We start from the raw sequence: 19,262 nt of genomic DNA on the forward strand, positions 1-19,262 counted from the left end.
AATCTTCACTCTCCACTCCTCACTCTCCACTCTCTTAAAAACTCTCTCGGAGGAATAACATGGAAACGATAATTTTTGTATGCACCGGCAACACCTGCCGTTCCCCGATGGCGGAAGGCTTATTCCGCGCACATAACGGCGAGGAAAAGACCGGTTTAACGGCGGCTTCTGCCGGATTATACACCGAAAACGGTCTGCCGGCCTCGGCAAACGCCGTCGCGGCGGCGGCTGAGTGCGGCGCGGATATTTCGGCGCACCGCTCGCGTCAGCTGACCGCCGAGATGGCCGAAAACGCGAAGTATCTGGTCTGCATGACCGGCTCGCACTATGACCGGCTGTGCGAGCTGTTCCCGGACTGCGCGGACAAGATTTTCACGCTGCTGCCCGAGGACATTTCCGACCCGTTCGGCGGCGATCTCGCCACCTACCGCCGCTCTGCCGCCGAGATCGACAAGGGCGTGCAGGCGGTCATCAAGAACCTGAGCCGATGAACATTGTCGTGATGCAGGAGCGCCATCTCGCGGCGCTGGCGGAGATCGAGCGCGCGTGCTTTCACGCGCCGTGGAGCGAGAACATGCTGCGCGAGGAGCTGGGCAAGGGCATTTTTCTTGTGGCGGAGCAGGACGGCAGAACGGCGGGTTACGTCGGCTGCCAGACCGTGCTCGACGAGGGGTATATTACCAATGTTGCCGTGTCGCCCGACTTCCGACGGCAGGGCATCGCGCGGGCGCTGATCGCCGAGCTGACAGCAAAAGCCGGAGAAAACAAGCTGGCGTTTGTCACGCTCGAGGTGCGCGAGAGCAATGCACCGGCGATAGCGCTCTACACCGGAGCCGGATTTGCACCGGTCGGAAAACGGAAGAATTTTTACAGCAATCCCACAGAAAACGCGGTTTTAATGACGATTTCACTGATTTGAAGGAGGATTTTGCCATGCTGGAGCTTCGCTTTGTTGACGCGGAAAACAGGGATTTTCACGACCTGACCGCTGCGCTGGACGAGTATTATTTCATGCTTGTCGGTGAGGTGGAGAAGCGCTACGCCAAGTACAACCTGCCGCATCTGTTTAACTGCCGCATCGTCGCGTACGAGGACGGCAAGCCCGCAGGCTGCGGCGCGTGGAAGAAGATCGACGAGGGGACATTCGAGGTCAAGCGCATTTATATCGCGCCGGAGTTCCGCCGAAAGGGCGTTGCGAGCGCGGTCATTACAGCGCTCGAGCAGGACGCGGCAAAGCACGGCTTCACCAAGGCCATCCTCGAGACCGCCCGCACGACCGAGGATTCGGCGGCGCTGTACACCAAGCTCGGCTATCGCGTCATTCCGTACTACGGCAGTCCGGCGGGCGCGGAAAACTGCCTGTGCTTTGAGAAAAATTTAGGAGATTAACCATGAAAATACTTGCAATCGAGTCCTCGTGCGATGAAACGGCGGCAGCCGTCATCGAGGACGGACGAAAAATCCTGTCGAGCGTGGTGGACACGCAGATTGCCACGCACGCGCTGTACGGCGGCGTTGTGCCGGAAATCGCGTCTCGGCGGCACATGGAGGCGGTCGTGCGCGTGACCGAGCAGGCGCTCAAGGACGCGGAAATGGACAAGCACGATGTGGACGCGGTTGCCGCGACCTGTGCGCCCGGACTGATCGGTGCGCTGCTCGTCGGCGCGAACTTCGGCAAGTCGCTCGCCTTTGCGATGAACAAGCCGTTCATTCCGGTGCACCACATCCGAGGACACATTGCGGCTACTTATCTGGCGTATCCGGAGCTGAAACCGCCGTTTTTGACACTGATCGCGTCCGGCGGTCACAGCGAGATCGTGATGGTGAAAAGCTACACCGAGTTTGAAATCCTCGGCGGCACACGCGACGACGCAGCAGGCGAGGCGTTCGATAAAGTCGCCCGCGTGCTCGGTGTCGGCTATCCGGGCGGCCCGAAGATCGACAAGCTGGCGCAGGACGGCGACCCGAAAATGTACAAGCTGCCGGATTCGCACATCAAGGATGCGCCGCTGGATTTCTCCTTCTCGGGACTCAAAACGGCGGTCATCAATCTGGCGCACAACGCCGAGCAGAAGGGCGAAACCATCGACCGGAACGGTCTCGCGGCCTCGTTCTGCGCGGCTGTCGTGCATACGCTCGTGCCGCGGCTCGAGATGGCCGTCAAGCAGACGCATGCGCGGCGCGTTGTGTGTGCAGGCGGCGTGGCAGCCAATTCGTTCCTTCGGGCGGCCCTGCAGGAGATGGCAAAGCGCGAGCACGTCCAGCTGTTCCTGCCGCCGCTGCAGCTGTGCGGCGATAACGCCGCCATGATCGGCAGTCAGGCGTATTATGAGTATCAGGCGGGCACCCGCGGCAAAACCCTGCAGAATGCCTACGCCACCGCGGATATCGGAAAGAATATCTGCGATTGAGATGAATTGAGAATGCACTTCGTCTGCATAGCAAAACCCCGGCCGTCCCTTTTACCCTTTGTGTTGATGGGGTATAACTCCGGTGATTTCACTAAATCACGCACATAACCGATACTGGATACCAAAAAGATGCCGAAGGCAGCTTCGGCATCTTTTCATGCCTCGAAAGAAGCACAAAAATATTGTATGATACAAAAGAATTCTCCCCTTTCAGAATTGTGTACTTATGGTAAATGAGCTTATAAATATACATTGCAAACAGCAGACATCTATTTTATAATCAAATATAAAAATCGAAATTTATAAAGGAGAATATTGATGAAATTATTTTTATGTTCGCACTTTTCAAGTGTAGGAAGTCTGATAAAGGAAGAAATTGAAAATAAGAAAGTCGCATTTATTCCAACAGCTTCACTGCGTGAAGGCTACACCGGTTATGTCGGCTCGGCTCGAAAATTATTCAAAAAGTTGGGAGCGATCGTAACTGAAATTGATATTTCAACGGAGGCTTATTCAACGATACAGTCTGTTTTTGAAGAAGCAGATGTGATATATTTTACCGGCGGAAATTCTTTCTTTCTTATGGACCAGCTCCGTAAAACGGGAACTGATGGACTGCTGAAAAAGGAATTGGCAAATGGAAAATTGATGATCGGCGAGTCGGCAGGCGCAATTATATGCGCTCCAAGCATCCAATATATCGAGCAAATGGATGAAAAGCCGGAGGACTACTCACAAGAAGATGATGCAGGGATTGATTTGATTGATTTCTATGTTCTTCCGCATTATCTTACAGCACCATTTAAGAAAGTTACCGAGAAAATAATGACTGAATTTTCGGATTTGAATCTATGCCCAATTAACAACCGTCAGGGAATTGTAATTGATGGTGAAGATTCAAAGGTTATTTGCAAAGACTAATTTGAAAATTCCAGTTTGTTGAACTGAATAGCATATTCTGACCGATAGGAGCAAGGTTAAAACCCACCTTGCTCCTTTTCCAATGCTTAAAGTTCCGTCAAATCGATGAAGGTTTTGGCGGATAGGCTTATATCAACACAAAAGGTAAAAGGGAACCCCGGCCTTGTCGCTTGACAAAGCCGGGGCTGCTCGGGTATAATATACCCAAGAGGACACTGTTCAGCAGTCAGACCCTCGCACCATAATTAGATTATGATGACCGTTCGGGGTTCAGACGAGCGGTCATCGCGCTTTTATACAGAAGATGTACAGCAGGATTACTGTACATACGAAAAGCTGAAATGCCTTTTTCCGCATTCGCGTCACCTCCTTCCTGCCGCAGACAGCGGGAAAGGAACAGAGGGTCTGACCGCTATGTGAACTTGTCCGTTTCGATTATAGCATATACAATCGAAATCTGTCAATAAGCCGCCTTTTGAGGCGGTTTTTTGAATTTTATGACAGAAAAAAGACGGATACATGCGTCCGTCTCTTGCAGCAAAAAATAAAAACCGCCTGAAAAGACGGTTGGAGGCTGTCGAAAAACTATCGTTTTTCGAGCAGCCTCTCGATCGAAACCACGCTTTCGATCGAATGCTGAAGAAAAAACGCGTCCTCCGGACACATTTTTTCTTCCCTTGTATAAAACCCGAGGTACACGCCCCCGGTTTTTATGAATTTGCTGCGCAAATTCTATTTTATGCGTGCTGTCGCACGAAGCACAAAATAGAAATCTGACTTTTTCGACAAGCTGAAACCGTCTGAAAAGACGGTTGATTGACACAATATGACACACATGCTATAATCAAAGTGCAAACGGTGAAAAAAGGTTGTTCCTCCCTCGATAAAAAGGGAGGTGATCTGGATGTCAATTTCCGAAACGCTGCTGTTGTTTCAGTTGATCACCACGATCGTCTTTGGTATCTTAGGATACATAAAGAAATAACCGCCCCGTAACCGGAGCGGCGTTTCCTCAAACACTTAACTATGGGGAACGACCGCCCGTTACCAGCAGGCCGCCGTTTGTACTTAAAATTATAGCGCAGAGTCCCGGCTTTGTCAAGCGACAAGGCCGGGACTCTGTTGTTTACGCATTATACGAAATCAGTCCAAGCTGCATTTTCCAGTCGATGACGTGCACGGCGGAAGCGTGAATCTGTGATTTGGAAATCGTGCCGTCCTGCACGGCAGCAAGCACGGCGTTGTACTGGGTCACGAAATCCGACGAGGTGAGCATATCATTGCCCGCCTGCACGGCAAGCACCGCCGCGTTTTCGCCGCCGGTGTAATCGCGGATGGCGTCCATGATCAGGTCATCGGTCAGGATTACGCCGTCAAAGCCGAGTTCCTCGCGGAGAATGCGGTGCACCTCGGCTGAGAGCGACGCCGGTCGGTCGGCGTCCATGCAGTTTACCACATTGTGGCTGACGAGAACCGACTGCGCTCCACTCGCAATGCCCGCCTGAAACGGCAGGAAGTCCGACTGCCGGAAGGTGTCCATCGGCCGCTCGTCAATGGCGATGCCGGTGTGCGTGTCCGCGTTATTGCCGTAGCCGGGGAAGTGCTTGAGCACCATGCCGGTCTTGTCGCTGACCATTTGCGTGACCACCGTGCGGACGTATGCGCCGGTCTGCTCGGCGTCCATGCCGAAGCTGCGCGCGTAAATGAAATCGCTCGGGTCGGTCGAAACGTCGCACACGGGCGCAAAATTAACGTTGATACCTAAATCGCGCAGCAGCGCGTCCTTCTCGGCGGTGTCGCTCGTGATGCGGTCAAAGCCGCCATCGCGGTACAGCGCCTGCGGTGACTGGAATTTCGTGCCGCGCAGATTCGGGTTGGAGCTGACGCGCACGACCGTGCCGCCTTCCTCGTCCACGCCGATGAGCATGGGCGTTTTCGCGGCATTCTGGTAGGCTGCGATGGTATTTGCGACGGATTCTTTGGTCTGTCCGTCAAAATCGCGCGCAAACAGCAGATAGCCGCCGATGTCGTACTGCGCCGTCAGCGTCGCCGCGTCGGTCTCCGGACAGCGCACGAAGAACATCTGCGCGACCTGCTCCTCGAGCGTCAAGCCGTCCGCATACTGCTCCGCCGCCGTCCGGCGGACCTCCTCCGGCGTGGGTTCCGGCTCGGGCTGCTCGACAGTCGGCGCGGACGGCGTTTCGTCCTTTGCGGCGGTGTCCGTGCTGCCGCAGGCCGACAGTCCGGTGCAGAGCAGACCCAGCAGCAGCGCAAGCATTCGTTTTTTCATGTGTGTCACCTCGTTTGCCTACATTATACAAGAAAGCAGGGGAGTTGTAAAGCATAGGGTGAATGTGGTAATATTACAAGGTAGGAGTTTGATGGCAGGAGGATGCGTGAGAGCGGAGAGCGTGTCACTCGTCAATGATCTGCACATGTGCAACCGCAGGGGCGAAAAGTGCTCGCCCGCGCAGCGGAGAATCACACAATCCTGTCATTTGTTCCACACAAGAAAGGGTGTTCACTGTGAACATAACCATAATTTATCCGCACAAACGGAAAACCAAATCGTCTACCTACGGCATTGCACAGATGGTGCTCGACCGCCTGCTTTCGGGCGGCACGCTGCACGAATTTTATCTGCCGCAGGATATGCCGCATGTCTGCGCGGGCTGCTATGCGTGCATGAACGGCCGCGAGGACAAGTGCGGCGGGCACGAATACATGCAGAAGCTCATCGCCGCGATTGATGACTCCGAGCTGATCATTTTCTGTGCGCCGACCTATGTTTACCACATTCCGGGGCAGGTCAAGACCCTGCTCGACCACTTTGCGTACCGCTGGCTGGTGCACCGTCCCGACCTGTCGCTGATGTGCAAGCAGGCGCTCATCATCACGACCGCGGCGGGCGGCGGCATGAAATCCACCGTCAGGGATTTGCGCGACAGCATGAACTACTGGGGCGTCGGCCGCACGCACGTTATCACGCAGGCCGTCTGGGGATACGACTGGAGCAGCATGCCCGAGAATTTCATGCACAAAATTCAGCAAAAGGTGGAGAAAACGGTTTCTGCCATTCGGAAAAATACCGGAAATGTCACGCCGTGCGCGAAGGTCAAGGGATTGTTTTACATGTACCGCCTGTTCCATAAAAAGCGCAGAATGAATCCCATTGACGACGAATACTGGTATCAAAAAGGCTATGTGACGGAGAAACCCTGGAAAAGAGGACGATAATGGCGACCAAAAAAGAATTTCTCGCGGAAATAGTAGACCGCCTGTCCGGACTGGACGGCGTAACGCATCGACCCATGATGGGGGAGTACATACTCTATTACAACGGCAGAATCGTCGGTGGAATTTACGATAACCGCCTGCTGGTCAAACCGGTCAAAGCTGCGATAAGCTGCCTTCCGGATGCGCCTTATGAATTTCCGTACGACGGCGCAAAACCCATGCTGCGGGTGACGAAAACCGACGATGCCGCCCTCCTGCAGAAGCTGCTGCGTGCCATGTATGACGAACTTCCGGCACCGAAATCCAAGAAGAAAAGCAATAAGGAGTGAAAAACATGCACACCATCGGACGTTTTGCACCCAGTCCGAGCGGCCGCATGCACCTCGGCAACGTGCTGTGCGCGCTGCTGGCATGGCTGAGTGCGCGGCAGCAGAACGGCGAATTTCTACTGCGGATTGAGGATCTGGACGAAATGCGGTGTCCGCGCAGCTTCGCGGAGCTTATCATCGACGACCTGCGGTGGTTAGGGTTAGACTGGGACGGCGAAATCCCGTATCAGTCCGAGCGCACGGCTGTTTACGAGCAATATGAGGCGATTTTGCGCGAAAAAGGTCTGCTGTATCCGTGTTTCTGCTCGAGAGCGGCCCTGCACGCCGCAAGCGCGCCGCACCTGTCGGACGGCAGGGTGGTCTATGCCGGAACCTGCCGCGATTTAACACCCGAGCAAGTGGCCGAAAAGCGCAGAAAGCGTGCGCCTGCAACGCGCGTGCGCGTGCCCGAGCGCACCATCACATTCACGGACGGCGTGTACGGCGCGTATACCGAAACGCTCACCGAGGAGTGCGGTGACTTCATCATCCGGCGGTCGGACGGCGTGTTCGCGTATCAGCTGGCGGTCGTGGTGGATGACGGCCTGTCCGGCGTGACCGAGGTCGTGCGCGGGCACGATCTCATCGGCAGTACGCCGCGCCAGATCTGGCTGTATGAGCTGTTCGGCTTCACACCGCCGAAATTTATCCATATCCCGCTGCTGTGCGACCATGACGGACGCCGCCTGTCCAAGCGCGATGAGGACCTCGACCTCGGCCTTCTGCGGGAGAAATTCACACCTGAGCAGGTCATCGGCGCACTTGCCTGCGCCGCAGGACTGACCGACACCGCAGAGCCGGTCTCCGCGAAGGAACTCGTCAAAGCGTTTTCGTGGGAGAAGATTCCGAAGCACGAACTCTATTTGCCGAACGTGTTCCGAGATATTGAGAAGAATTGAGAATGAAAAATGGAGAATGGAGAATTACCGTTAGGGTTTTCCGTTCTCCATTTTTGGTTTATTGGGTGTTATTTCTTATATCATTTGCACGATTCATGCCGTAGGGTGCGACAAGGTAAAGTCTAACATCAATTATAATTCGCAGGTGCCGTCCGCAACAACGCGCAAACGAGTTGCGCGACACAGACATCCCCCAGGGGACCCTCTCTTGCCCTTCGGGCAATTCACCTTGTGTCGCGCCTGCGGAGATGAAACCGCATGTGTAGCAGAACGGTATCTGACATTGCGAATAGGTTGCGAAAAACACGGAAGAAAAAATCCTCTGCCGTTTCCCATGTCGAAGCGGTCACATATAGGAAATCTGCGCCAGATTAGGAAGCAAGGGAAAGGTAGGAGTCCAAAGAGGAAGGGAAACCGTAGGTGTCCCTTCCTTTTTGCCCCCGCGGCGGGCGCCGCAGTCTCCCGCGCTCCGCAGAGCGCAACTCCCCGCTGAGGTTCAGCGAAAAACACCCCGCCCGTTAGGGGCGAACCCGCCTGCGGCAGTTCGCGTCCCCCGCTCAGCCGGTGAAGAAAAAGGAGCCGCCCGTTAGGGCGAACCCGCCTGCGGCAGTTCGTGTGCCCCGGTCAGCCGGTGCAGAAAAATTTCAGCAAAGGCTATTGACAAATCTGTATGCTTGTATTATTATCATAATACAATAAAACGAAAGGAGAGAGCTTATGCAATGGGAATTGCGGGGGGATCGTCCGATCTATCAACAGCTTGTGGAAAAGCTGACCGAGCAGATCGTCAGCGGACAGCTTGCGGCGGGTGAAAAGGTACCGCCGGTGCGCGAGCTGGCGGCTCAGGCGGGTGTCAACCCGAACACCATGCAGCGCGCGCTTGCGGAAATGGAGCGCGAGGGCCTGATGTTCACCAACCGCACGAGCGGACGCTATGTAACGGAGGACAGAGAAATGATTGGTAAGGTAAGAGAGCAGATCGCAGGAGAACGCATCACGGAGTTTCTGTCCGGCATGAGCCAGCTTGGCTTCACCGAACAGGACATTGTGGCGCTTCTGGAGAAACGCAGTGGGGAGGAGAAGAACAATGGATAACAACGAACTGGTTATCTGTCAGGGATTGACAAAAAACTACGGTAAAAAGACCGCGCTCAATAATCTGAATCTGACGCTCGGCCGCGGACAGTTTATCGGTCTGCTCGGCCCGAACGGTTCGGGCAAAACAACGACTATCAAGCTGCTGAACGGTCTGCTGCAGCCGACAAGCGGCTCGGTGCTTATTGACGGTCAGGCGCCGGGCACCTACACGCACAGCATCATCAGCTATCTGCCCGACAAAAACTATCTCAACGATGCGATGAAGGTCAACGACCTGATTTCGTTCTTTGCGGATTTTTACACGGATTTTGACCGCGTAAAAGCAACCGATATGCTGGATTCGCTGCAGATCGACCCGCTGAACCGCCTGAAAACGCTCAGCAAGGGCAATCAGGAGAAGGTGCAGCTCATCCTCACCATGAGCCGCAAGGCGCAGCTGTATGTGCTCGATGAGCCGATCGCGGGTGTCGATCCGGCGGCGCGCGACTACATTCTGAGCACCATTCTCTCGAATTACAGCGAGGACGCGTCCGTTCTGCTGTCTACGCACCTCATCGCGGATGTGGAGCGCGTGCTCGACGAGGTTATCTTCCTCAAGGAAGGCGCGATGGTGCTGCACGATACGGTTGACCATATCCGCGAGGAACACGGAAAATCGGTTGACGCACTGTTCCGGGAGGTGTTTGCATGTTAAAGCTGCTGAAATATGAGTGGAAAGCCTGTGCGCGTATCTGTCTGCCGCTGTACGGCGTGCTGATCTTAATGTCGTTCGTCACACACCTGCTGTGCAGTATCCCGCAGAACAGCACGTTCGGCTTTATGCTGCCGGCCATCAGCTCCATGCTGTATATGGGCGTGATGATGGCGGCATTTGTGGTAACGGCTGTCATCCTCATCCAGCGTTTTTACAAAAACCTGCTCGGCAGTGAGGGCTACCTCATGTTCACCCTGCCGGTGACGGTTTCGCAGCACCTGTTCAGCAAGACTATCATCGCGGTGGTTATGATCGCGCTGAGCGGCATCGCGGCGTTCCTCAGCATCGGCATTTTTGCCGATATGTCCTTCGGCACCCTGTTTGTCGATATGATAAAGGGTGTGGCGCGGAGCGGCGGCCTGCTGTTCGGGCTGGAGCTGCTCGTGCTGGCGGTGCTCGGCATTGCGGACATGGCGCTGTTCGTCTATATGTGCATGGCACTCGGCCATCTGGCGGGCAAGCACCGCCTGCTGATGTCGGTCGTGTGGTACGTTGTTCTTTCTACCGCAGTGCAGGTTCTCCTGCTTCTGGTGATGATGGGCGGGGGCAATGTCATGCCGGAGGCGCTTGCCGATGCGATGGTACGCTGGCTTGACAGCACCATGCAGACCATCACGCCGATGGATGCGGCGCATCTCATGCTGCGGTTCTGCTGCGTATTCGAACTCATCAGCGATGCGGTGTATTTCCTTGTGACGCGCTGGATTCTCACGCACAGGCTCAATCTCGAATAACAGAAAAAGGATACACACTTGTGTATCCTTTTTCTCTTGCCTGAACGGTATATCTCTGGTATGATTAAAATAGTAAAAGGGAGGTGTGTCCTGTGAAATGTCAGCACTGTGGTATCCATTTTGACGACGAGGAACGCGTATGTCCGATGTGCGGCGCACGCGCGGGCAGCAAGGGCCGCATGAGCAAGCCCGCGCCCAAATGGCACGGCAAGCCGCGTGAGACCTATACCGAATATCATCCGACGATAGAGAACAGCAGCTCGGCGAAAACGGCTAAGAGCAAGTCGCGTCCTATCCAGGATAAGCCCAAGAAAAAACGCGCAAAGGGTGCGGTGATTGCGATAATTGTTATCGCTCTGCTGCAGTTTGTGCCGACGCTGATCGCGTTTGTGGTGGATGATCTGGTGCCGGAAATTGAGAGCAGCTTCGGAAATTCCCCCGCGCCGGATTACGATTCGGATTACAGCTATGCGGCGCAGGATCTCAGCAGCATTCTCGGCACGGATAGCGGCATGGTGATCGATAACAGCGACACCTTCCGTCTGCACTACGACCAGTCGAATGGTGAATGGGCGATTCTGTATACCTCGGCGGACGGCGGCACATTCAAGAGCACGGCCGACGCGTGGTGTCTGTACGACGACCCCGACGAGTATTACTATCCGGAGGCGTATCCGTCCGATCAGTACGATATGTACACGGTTGCGTTCACGCTGTACGATACCGAGGTGGTAGGGAGCCTGCCCGAGTGGTGTCAGTCCATAGCTGATAGCGGCGACGATATTTGGCTGAATTTGTATGTCAGCAAAACCGATGATACACTGCTCATCGAGGATATGGATGGGATTGGCCTGTTCGGCACAGCAGACCCGGTTCCGTATTATCGGGCGCAGAATGTGTGATTTTGTAAAAAAACGTGAAAAACAACAGCCCCGGTTCTGTCACTTGACAAAACCGGGGCGCCGCGCTGTAATATAGCTGCAAACGGCGGCTCGCTGCACCGAGCCGCCGTTCCTAATAGCTGAAGTATTTGAGAAAATGCCGCTCCGGTCTACGGGGCGGTTTTTGTGTTTTACGGGAGAATTTTGTGCATATGCAAAAGAAAAGGGCAGACCCAATGAGTGAGATGATTCAGTGCCGGAAATGCGACCACAAATAAATTGAAATTGATGATGAAAAATGGAGAATTACCGCTTTCCGGAAATTCTCGCAATGGTTTCCGCCACATTTTCCTGATGCACCTCGGCGGGCTTGAACCGCACGGCTGCAAAATTGAGGTTGATCAGCGGACCCAGTCCGACGGCGGAAATAATGGTGCCGACACCGACCGGACCGCCGAGAAAGAAGCCGATGACCGTTACGAGCACATCCACGACCGCGCGGCACGCACCGGCAGACCGCCCGAACTTACGCGCGAGCGCGACCATCAGCGCGTCACGGGGGCCGCTGCCGAGCGCACTTTTCATGTACAGCCAGGTGCCGAGCGCAAGCAGCTCCAGACCGCCGATGAGCATGGCAATGCCGCTCACCAATCCGTGTATCTGCGGGATGAGGTGCGCCGCCTGGATCGCGTCGATTATGACCGCGCAGCCCGCAATGTTGATGATCGTGCCTAAGCCGAAGCTCTCACCGAAGAGCACGGCCGTGAGGATGGCTGCCGCGCCTGCGATAGCGGACGCCGTACCATAGGTCATGCCGGTTCGCAGCGACATGCCCTGCTGCAGCACACTCCACGGCTCGAGTCCGACACTCGCCTGCAGCATCATTGCAATGCCGACCGAACTGACCGCAACACCCAGGATCAGCCAGAACAACCGGCGTATGTAATTTTGAACCATAAGAGCAACCTCCTGCTATCAGACTAAAGTGAAGTAAAGTAAAACGGCAAAATCGGAAGAATTTCGCTCCGGTTTTGCCGTTTGAGTTTTGATCTTGTTATTCCGAAGCGGAATTGCTGTCGTCCTTTTTAATCTGGGAAAGATAGCGGTACACACTGGCCTGCGAGCAGTGCAGCGCGTCAGCCACATCCTTGACCGCGCCTTTCAGCAGGAAGATACCGCCGCTTTCGAGCGAAGCAATGATCTGCATGCGCTCGTCCGGCGTGAGACGGTCGGCAGTCACGCCGAGGCGGATGAGCTCGCGGCCGACCGCATCGCCTGCCACCGCGTCGATCGAGTTGTGGAAGCTCTCGGTCGTTGCCGGAACCGCTCGCGGGAACGGATCACCGGGTTCGGCCTGCTGCGGTGCGATATGGTCGTCGATAAAAATATCCGGATGACACAGCCGCAGCACGTTTTCGCTGGCGGCCAGATACCGGCTGTCGTCAAAGTTGATGCACAGCATGCCGACCAGCTTGCCGTTGTGCTTGATGAACATGGTGCTCGAGCGCAGCGTTTTGCCCTCGGCAGAGAGGCCGCAGTAGTGCAGACGGTAATCCTGCGTTTCGTAGCTTTTGTCCATCAGGATTTTGAGCGCCACATTGGTAAGCGGTGCGCCGATCTCCCGGCCGCTGATGTGATTGTTGGCGATGGCTACTATGGAGCGGTTTTTGTCGGTCATATCATGCAGAGCAACCTCATAATCCGGTCCAAGTGCCTGTCCGAGAAATTCTGTCAGCTTGATGTAGTGCTGCAACAGCGGATTAGCCATTTGCCCACCCCGTTTCAAAGAATTTTCTTTGCAGTGCCTTTGATTGCATGGCATTGCCTTTTTATTGGTTTACTCTAATATTATTATAGCTTAACAATGATAAGTTTGTCAAAAAATAAACGCAGATAATTTCTCACAACAAAAATAAAAAGTTATTATGCAAAATAACTAAAATGAGGATAAAGTGCATAAAAAACGAATGAAAAACCAGTAAACCATACAAAACTTGTTAAAATAATTGACAAGGCATAAAAACTATGTTAAATTTATATCAAGGAATGAGACACAGGCTGATAAAAAATTACAAAACTGCAGAAAGAGGAATGCAAAGAGATGAGGAGTAGAGAAAGGGAGACTGCCATGAATTCTGATTTTCGAGACAAGCTCTCCAACGCCGCAACAGCGGTTGAGATCACCCTTGGCATGGTGATCCTGATCGCGTGCATCGTGTCCGGCATCGGCATGGTCGCCATGACCGATATGAACAAGCTGTTCGGTGATCCGGCGTATCTGCAGGCGCGCATGAGCTCGGCCTGCCTGATCATCATTGGCATCGAGCTGATCAAGATGATCACCAGCTACACCATCGACTCGGTGGTTGACGTTATGCTCCTCGCCATCGCGCGCCAGATGATCGTCGAGCATACCTCGCCGATCGAGAATCTGATCGCCGTGCTGTCGATCGGCATCCTGTTCGTGATCCGGAAGTATCTGTATATTTCGCGTCTGGACCGCCGCCGCAGCAAGAAGGAGATCGAGGAGGACATCCGCGCAGAGGTTCTCGGCGTGGAGAACTGTAACGAGCCGAAAAAGCCGGAACCGCCCGAGATTGGCTCATTGATTTGACATAAGGAAAATGCATATCACCTGAAAACCGCAGCGCCCGAGAGGGCGCTGCGGTTTTTCGTTGGAAAGGCTGCAAATAAATTGTTTCATTTATTCACAATATCAGAAAAAGTTTATAGGCTTGATCCCGCGTTTCACGCACACTTTCGCTATGTTGGCAGGCTTGCAAGCGATTCACTGCGATTCACATAACAGCGTAAATAGTACGCATACTATACCGATAAATCGTTTCCTGAATGATATTACTGCTTCTTGCGTTGTAAATTTGCTTTACGCCCCAAACCGCATCTGCAGGCGCAGTCTGTCGGCAATCATCGAGATAAATTCGCTATTGGTGGGTTTGCCCTTGACGCCCGAGACCGTGTAGCCAAAGTAATTCTGCAGGGTTTCGATGTCGCCGCGGTCCCACGCGACCTCGATTGCGTGCCGGATGGCGCGCTCCACGCGGGAGGAGGTCGTCTTGAACTTTTTGGCAATCGACGGATACAGCACCTTGGTGATGGCGCTGACCGACTCGATATCCTCGACCGCCATCATGATGGCCTCGCGCAGATACTGGTAGCCCTTGATGTGCGCCGGCACACCCACCTGATGAATCACCTCGGTCACGCGGAGCTCAAGCGCCATGCTTTCCTCGGCCTTGACCGCGCGCAGCTGACCGGTCCGCCACAGGCGAAGCCGCTCGCAGACCGCCTGCGGCTCCATCGGCTTGCGCAGGAACAGATCCACGCCGAGCGCCGCACATTCCGCGCCGATCTGCGGACTTGCAAACGCCGAGAATACCATCACCGCCGGATGCGGTCCGTCCTGCTCGTGCAGGCGGCTGAGCACGCTCATGCCGTCCATCACCGGCAGCATCAGTTCAATGATAAGTACATCCGGCCGCAGCTCATTGACCGCGGAAAGTGCCTTTTCACCGTTTTCCGCAATGCCGACCAGCTCAAAATCGTCCGCACTGTCCAGTACCGCCGACATACGCGCGCAAAATTCGGTGTCGTCGTCTGCAAGTAAAACTCTAATTTTCTCATCCATATGTCATAACCAGCTTTCCGATAAAGTTTATCTCTTTTTCTTGGCAATAGATTACCATATACTACCATAACTTGCAAGACCTTTTGTAAAAATATGGACAGGAAATTGCAGACAGAATTCGACAAAATCTGTCGATTTACCCGAAACGACCGGTCAGACCGACTGCTTTTGCAATTCCCGCATATTTTCAAAATTCCCCGGAAATAGACAAAATACAAGCAAAACTGCGGTTTTCGACAACAAAACAGTGATTATTAACCCGAAAGAAAGGGCGCACAATGTGCGCCCAAACGCAAGGTAAACCCATCACAAATTACGAACTGCTGATTTCTGATTGCTCATGAAATCTAACTCGCTTTGAGCATTTTCTCCATCGAAATGCCATACCCTTCCATCGGATTATCGACCAGCACATGCGTTACCGCGCCGATCAGCTTGCCGTTCTGCAGGATCGGACTGCCGCTCATGCCCTGCACGATGCCGCCGGTTTTCTCCGCAAGCTGCGAATCGGTCACGCGGAGCATCATGCTGCGCCCGTATTCGTCGTTCGCCGGATAGAGCTTGACGATCTGGACAGAATAACGCTGCACGCTGTCGCCGTCCACGTTGGACAGGATTTCCGCGTCACCGATTTTGATTTCGTCTGCCGACGCGACCGGCACGCACTGCAGCTCGCTGTACAGTGAATCGTCTGTCATGGTGCCGAAAATGCCGCTTTCTGTGTTCTGCGCCACGGTTCCGAGCGGTTTTTCGGTCGAAAATTCGCCCTGCAGCGAACCCGGTTCACCCGCCTTGCCGCGCTGCACGCTGCTCACCGTCGAGTGGATGATCGTGCCCTCCTGCAGCGGCAGCAGCACGCCGGTCTCGCTGTCGCAGATGCCGTGACCGAGCGAGCCGAACGCGCCGGTCTGCGGGTCAACGTAGGTCAGCGTGCCGATTCCTGCCAGACTGTCGCGCGCGAGCACGCCGATGCGGTACGCACCGGTTTTGTCCCTGCACGGCGTCACCGTGACGCTTTTCTCCGCGTCTCCGCGCTCGAGCGTCAGCTTGATCGGCTGTCCCGCCGAGAGCGCGACCTGCTTCTGCAGATCGTCGTTCGAGTGCAGCGCGGTCTCACCGGCGCGGCACAGCACATCGCCCTCCTGCACGCCCGCCTCCTTCGCAGGAGAGTGCGTGCCGTCCGCGCCCTGCACCTCGGTCAGCTGCACGATGAGCACGCCCTCCGCCTGCATTTTGATGCCGACCGTGTGCCCGATCGGGATGACCTCGGCGATTTTTGCCGCCTGCGCGGAGACTGTCACCGCAAACAGCAGGAACAGGGCGAGCGCCGTGCGTTTTGCGTGATTTTTTTGCATTTTTTCACCTCCGCTATTACTATGCCGCGCGGAGCATGAAAACAACGCTGTGAACCTTTTCTATTCTGCCGGACATTTGGCGGCACGGAAATTCTCTGGGCGCGGAAAGGTTTTCCGGGAACGCAAAACGGCAGTTTCTCTGCGAAAAATGAGAGAAACTGCCGCAATTAGCAATTATTTATTCTGCTTTTGCAGGCGCACGATGACCGAGGAACGATGCTACCGCACGGGCGAGCACGCCGCCGACCGCACAGCCGACGATGATCTCGATCAGACCCTGTACGCCGACCAGTGCAACCACGAAGGACAGCGGGTTAGCCACGCCGAGAGAGGCAACGCGCTCCTGAATGTAGTCGGTCTTGTAGAACACCAGAACGATGTAACCCATGAAGAAAATGGTATTCAGCAGCGGCGCGGACATCGCACCGACGAAATAGCTCCAGCTCTTCTTGTGGTCCACGCGGCGCAGCACGCGGAACAGCAGGCCGACGCACCAGCCCATCAGCACGCGCATGACAACGCACAGAACGAAGGTGTTGATCGGGCTGATCTGGAAAAATACGCTTGTCATAGCCGACACGCCGGTGATGGCGTCCTTCATGCTGACCAGACCGAACACGCCGCCGAGGATCGCACCGGCGGTCGGACCCATGGTCATCGCGCCGACTGCGATCGGCACGGTCAGGAACGACATGTACAGCGGGCCGACCGGCACGCTGCCCAGACCCATCAGCTTCATCACGACCTCGATCGCCGCAAGCAGCGCCAGCTGCGCGAGATACCGTACATTGGTAGTTTTGTTATTCATTTGTAATTCCTCCTGCTGCCGTCCTGCTTTGACAGGTACAGCGCAATACAAAAATTGTGGTGGTCAGCGATAGAAATTCGCTGCCAAATCTCTTTCAACCCCGATTTTTCTTCCAAATCAGGTGCAGACCATCGAGCACAAGGCTTTCATCGTACTCGAACGGGATACGCAGATAGGGAGTGACGAGCGGTGCAAGCTCTCCGGTGAGCACGACGTAGGGCGTTTCTCCGAGCGCCTCCGCAAAGCGTTCGACCATGCCGTCCACGAGCGACGCGGCACCGTAAACCGCGCCGACGCGCATGGCATCGACCGTGTTCCGGGCGAGAATGCCCTCGTCCTTGGCGTCGATGGCGACCGCCGGAAGCTGCGCTGCCTGCTCGCGGAGCGCGAGCAGACTCAGCTGCACGCCCGCCGTGATGGCCGAGCCGACCAACGCACCGGACCCATCGAGCGCGGTGAACGTGGTCGCGGTGCCGAGCGTAATCGCCACGCACGGCAGCTTTCCCTTTGCACGGGCGGCCACCGCAGCGGCTACGCGGTCCGAGCCGACCTGCCGCGGCTGCTCGGAGCGGATGTTGAGTCCGGTCTTGACGCCGCTCGATACCTCGATGACATCGCGGATGCCGAGCAGGCGCAGCGCACCCTCGAGCACGCCGACCATGCTCGGAACGACCGAGCTGACAATACCGCCGTGGATGCGGCGCACATTCACGCCGTACAGCAAAAGCACCTGCTGCAGCTTGCAGGCGTAGTCGTCGCGCGTCAGCTTAGGCTCGGTTGCGATGGAGGCAGAAAAAACCTGTCCGTCCTCCTCATAGCCGCCGAGCAAAACGCGGCTGTTTCCTGCATTGACTGCAATCAGCATGGTGTGTCTCCTTTTCTGCATAGTTTACCACTATTATAAGACATTGAAAACCGTATTGCAAGGGGAGAGGTACACATTTCTGTCTTATTTCGGCAGCATGATCGGTGCGGAGAGCAGCGCCCACAGCACGGCGTATTTCGGGCAGATCTGCCCTTGAACATTGCCGAATTCATGCGAGTAATCCCACACGCGCAGCCGGAAATGCCGGTTGACCGTACAGCCGACCACATATTCCGCGGCCGTGATGCACGCCGCGCCGCACAAGCAGCGGGAGAGCGGGTTTTCCTCGTGTACGCGCCGCCGCAGCTGCCGCAGACCGACCAGAACCGCACCGCCGGTCAGCGCCATGGTCCAGTGGGTGCGTCCGCGCCAGAGAAGCTCAAGCGCGGCGTAGCCGGCCGCACCCAGTGCAAAGACGGCAGGAGTTTGCAGTTTCATTTTTATCACCGCATTTATTTTGCCCGGAATGGCTGGATTTACGCAAGGGTGGAGTAATTGAGAATGGAGAATGAGCGTGGAGATTTGACATTTTCCATTCTCAATTTGGCATACGCGCAAAATAAAAAGGAGAGAGCACAGCGCTCCCTCCTTGAATACAGCAGAGGGATCAGTCCTCCCTTTTACCTTTTGTGTTGATATAAGCCTATCCGCCAATGCCTCCGTCGATTTGACGGAACTTTAAGCATTGGAAAAAGAGCAAGGTGGGTTTTAACCTTGCTCCTATCGGTCAGAATATGCTATTCAGTTCAACAAACTGGAATTTGTTTAACTTCTTAAATGCTTTTTCTTTACAAACATGGAAATTAACTCTGCTACAATTCCTAAGAGCAAATATCCCAACGCATATAAAATAAATGCTTTTTCTCCCATACTAAAGAACAACCATGTCCCAAGCAAAAAGAATAGCGCTGTGATAATTGGTAGTGTCCAAAATATTTTTATGTTCTTGCCGGCGTATGCTCCGGAACAAATTGCATAAATAGGATTCACTGCAAAAAACAGAATGAAGCAAACTGCCATGCCGCCGTCACCTTTTATGAATGTAACCGCAAGCCATGGAAACACCAACATAATTACTGCTGTCGCTAATATCCAAGGTATAATTTTTTTCATGTAATCCACCCCTTAAGCAAATCCCGATTTTTATATTTGATTATAAAATAGATGTCTGCTGTTTGCAATGTATATTTATAAGCTCATTTACCATAAGTACACAATTCTGAAAGGGGAGAATTCTTTTGTATCATACAATATTTTTGTGCTTCTTTCGAGGCATGAAAAGATG

The 19,262-nt window shown here is 54.5% G+C and carries 22 protein-coding genes; 13 read left to right on the top strand and 9 right to left on the bottom strand.

The genetic code is table 11. The features are described from left to right. Nucleotides 1-59 precede the first annotated feature (59 nt). The 5 genes from PGS25_RS13115 to PGS25_RS13135 all read left to right on the top strand — a co-directional run bounded on the left by PGS25_RS13115 (nucleotide 60) and on the right by PGS25_RS13135 (nucleotide 3,332). Nucleotides 60-491, top strand: a complete 432-nt coding sequence (locus tag PGS25_RS13115) for a low molecular weight protein arginine phosphatase (protein WP_270419014.1) — start codon at nucleotides 60-62, stop codon at nucleotides 489-491. Further along, nucleotides 488-919, top strand: a complete 432-nt coding sequence (rimI, locus tag PGS25_RS13120) for a ribosomal protein S18-alanine N-acetyltransferase (RefSeq protein ID WP_110435059.1) — start codon at nucleotides 488-490, stop codon at nucleotides 917-919. The genes PGS25_RS13115 and rimI overlap by 4 nt, the downstream gene beginning before the upstream one ends. A 14-nt stretch (nucleotides 920-933) precedes the next feature. Beyond that, nucleotides 934-1,389 carry a GNAT family N-acetyltransferase gene (locus tag PGS25_RS13125; protein ID WP_118285145.1) on the top strand — a complete coding sequence of 152 codons (456 nt, stop codon included), beginning with the start codon at nucleotides 934-936 and terminating at the stop codon, nucleotides 1,387-1,389. Nucleotides 1,390-1,391: 2 nt separating this feature from the next. After that, on the top strand, nucleotides 1,392-2,411 hold the full coding sequence (gene tsaD / locus PGS25_RS13130; protein ID WP_270419015.1) for a tRNA (adenosine(37)-N6)-threonylcarbamoyltransferase complex transferase subunit TsaD: 1,020 nt from the start codon (nucleotides 1,392-1,394) through the stop codon (nucleotides 2,409-2,411). A gap of 318 nt (nucleotides 2,412-2,729) precedes the next feature. Further along, nucleotides 2,730-3,332 (top strand): Type 1 glutamine amidotransferase-like domain-containing protein, encoded by a 603-nt coding sequence (locus PGS25_RS13135; protein WP_007888235.1) that lies wholly within the window; start codon nucleotides 2,730-2,732, stop codon nucleotides 3,330-3,332. A gap of 1,126 nt (nucleotides 3,333-4,458) precedes the next feature. Here the strand turns inward: PGS25_RS13135 and PGS25_RS13140 are convergent. After that, nucleotides 4,459-5,622 carry a glycoside hydrolase family 3 protein gene (locus PGS25_RS13140; protein WP_270419016.1) on the bottom strand — a complete coding sequence of 388 codons (1,164 nt, stop codon included), beginning with the start codon at nucleotides 5,620-5,622 and terminating at the stop codon, nucleotides 4,459-4,461. A 236-nt stretch (nucleotides 5,623-5,858) separates the two neighbouring features. Here PGS25_RS13140 and PGS25_RS13145 point away from each other — a divergent pair, with 236 nt between their 5' ends. The 7 genes from PGS25_RS13145 to PGS25_RS13175 all read left to right on the top strand — a co-directional run bounded on the left by PGS25_RS13145 (nucleotide 5,859) and on the right by PGS25_RS13175 (nucleotide 11,324). Next, on the top strand, nucleotides 5,859-6,569 hold the full coding sequence (locus PGS25_RS13145; protein ID WP_270419017.1) for a flavodoxin family protein: 711 nt from the start codon (nucleotides 5,859-5,861) through the stop codon (nucleotides 6,567-6,569). Continuing rightward, nucleotides 6,569-6,898: a TfoX/Sxy family protein gene (locus PGS25_RS13150; RefSeq protein WP_270419018.1), complete on the top strand. Its 330-nt coding sequence runs from the start codon at nucleotides 6,569-6,571 to the stop codon at nucleotides 6,896-6,898. The genes PGS25_RS13145 and PGS25_RS13150 overlap by 1 nt, the downstream gene beginning before the upstream one ends. 5 nt (nucleotides 6,899-6,903) lie before the next feature. Further along, nucleotides 6,904-7,836: a tRNA glutamyl-Q(34) synthetase GluQRS gene (gene gluQRS, locus PGS25_RS13155; protein ID WP_270419019.1), complete on the top strand. Its 933-nt coding sequence runs from the start codon at nucleotides 6,904-6,906 to the stop codon at nucleotides 7,834-7,836. Nucleotides 7,837-8,553: 717 nt separating this feature from the next. After that, the gene (locus tag PGS25_RS13160; protein WP_117492165.1) at nucleotides 8,554-8,931 is read left to right on the top strand and encodes a GntR family transcriptional regulator; all 378 of its coding nucleotides are present in this window, start codon (nucleotides 8,554-8,556) and stop codon (nucleotides 8,929-8,931) included. Continuing rightward, nucleotides 8,924-9,628, top strand: coding sequence for an ABC transporter ATP-binding protein (locus PGS25_RS13165; protein ID WP_119215100.1), 705 nt, complete (start codon nucleotides 8,924-8,926; stop codon nucleotides 9,626-9,628). Before PGS25_RS13160 ends, PGS25_RS13165 begins: the two co-directional genes overlap by 8 nt. Continuing rightward, a complete protein-coding gene (locus PGS25_RS13170; RefSeq protein WP_270419021.1) occupies nucleotides 9,622-10,422 on the top strand; it encodes a hypothetical protein in 801 nt (266 codons plus the stop codon). The genes PGS25_RS13165 and PGS25_RS13170 overlap by 7 nt, the downstream gene beginning before the upstream one ends. A gap of 92 nt (nucleotides 10,423-10,514) precedes the next feature. Further along, nucleotides 10,515-11,324 (top strand): hypothetical protein, encoded by an 810-nt coding sequence (locus PGS25_RS13175; protein WP_270419022.1) that lies wholly within the window; start codon nucleotides 10,515-10,517, stop codon nucleotides 11,322-11,324. 285 nt (nucleotides 11,325-11,609) lie between these two features. On the opposite strand, the gene PGS25_RS13180 is transcribed toward PGS25_RS13175, so the two are convergent. Both PGS25_RS13180 and PGS25_RS13185 read right to left on the bottom strand, forming a co-directional pair. Continuing rightward, on the bottom strand, nucleotides 11,610-12,260 hold the full coding sequence (locus tag PGS25_RS13180; RefSeq protein WP_270419024.1) for a YczE/YyaS/YitT family protein: 651 nt from the start codon (nucleotides 12,258-12,260) through the stop codon (nucleotides 11,610-11,612). Nucleotides 12,261-12,357: 97 nt separating this feature from the next. Continuing rightward, the gene (locus PGS25_RS13185; protein WP_117492159.1) at nucleotides 12,358-13,071 is read right to left on the bottom strand and encodes a helix-turn-helix transcriptional regulator; all 714 of its coding nucleotides are present in this window, start codon (nucleotides 13,069-13,071) and stop codon (nucleotides 12,358-12,360) included. 360 nt (nucleotides 13,072-13,431) lie between these two features. Here PGS25_RS13185 and PGS25_RS13190 point away from each other — a divergent pair, with 360 nt between their 5' ends. Next, nucleotides 13,432-13,917, top strand: coding sequence for a phosphate-starvation-inducible PsiE family protein (locus PGS25_RS13190; protein WP_118478520.1), 486 nt, complete (start codon nucleotides 13,432-13,434; stop codon nucleotides 13,915-13,917). 270 nt (nucleotides 13,918-14,187) lie between these two features. On the opposite strand, the gene spo0A is transcribed toward PGS25_RS13190, so the two are convergent. The 6 genes from spo0A to PGS25_RS13220 all read right to left on the bottom strand — a co-directional run bounded on the left by spo0A (nucleotide 14,188) and on the right by PGS25_RS13220 (nucleotide 19,090). Next, the gene (gene spo0A / locus PGS25_RS13195; protein WP_117492157.1) at nucleotides 14,188-14,949 is read right to left on the bottom strand and encodes a sporulation transcription factor Spo0A; all 762 of its coding nucleotides are present in this window, start codon (nucleotides 14,947-14,949) and stop codon (nucleotides 14,188-14,190) included. Between the two features lie 347 nt (nucleotides 14,950-15,296). Next, nucleotides 15,297-16,304, bottom strand: coding sequence for a SpoIVB peptidase (spoIVB, locus tag PGS25_RS13200; protein WP_270419026.1), 1,008 nt, complete (start codon nucleotides 16,302-16,304; stop codon nucleotides 15,297-15,299). A gap of 178 nt (nucleotides 16,305-16,482) precedes the next feature. Continuing rightward, nucleotides 16,483-17,112: an ECF transporter S component gene (locus PGS25_RS13205; protein ID WP_270419027.1), complete on the bottom strand. Its 630-nt coding sequence runs from the start codon at nucleotides 17,110-17,112 to the stop codon at nucleotides 16,483-16,485. A gap of 94 nt (nucleotides 17,113-17,206) precedes the next feature. Next, nucleotides 17,207-17,977, bottom strand: coding sequence for a type III pantothenate kinase (locus PGS25_RS13210; protein WP_227109941.1), 771 nt, complete (start codon nucleotides 17,975-17,977; stop codon nucleotides 17,207-17,209). An 84-nt stretch (nucleotides 17,978-18,061) separates the two neighbouring features. Next, a complete protein-coding gene (locus PGS25_RS13215; RefSeq protein ID WP_270419028.1) occupies nucleotides 18,062-18,415 on the bottom strand; it encodes a putative ABC transporter permease in 354 nt (117 codons plus the stop codon). Nucleotides 18,416-18,742: 327 nt separating this feature from the next. Further along, complete coding sequence (locus PGS25_RS13220; RefSeq protein ID WP_270419029.1) at nucleotides 18,743-19,090, bottom strand: hypothetical protein; 348 nt, start codon at nucleotides 19,088-19,090, stop codon at nucleotides 18,743-18,745. Between the last annotated feature and the right edge of the window lie 172 nt (nucleotides 19,091-19,262).

The organism is Butyricicoccus sp. AM78-15b2TA, assembly GCF_027665985.1.
Classification (GTDB): Bacteria; Bacillota; Clostridia; order Oscillospirales; family Butyricicoccaceae; genus Agathobaculum; species Agathobaculum butyriciproducens.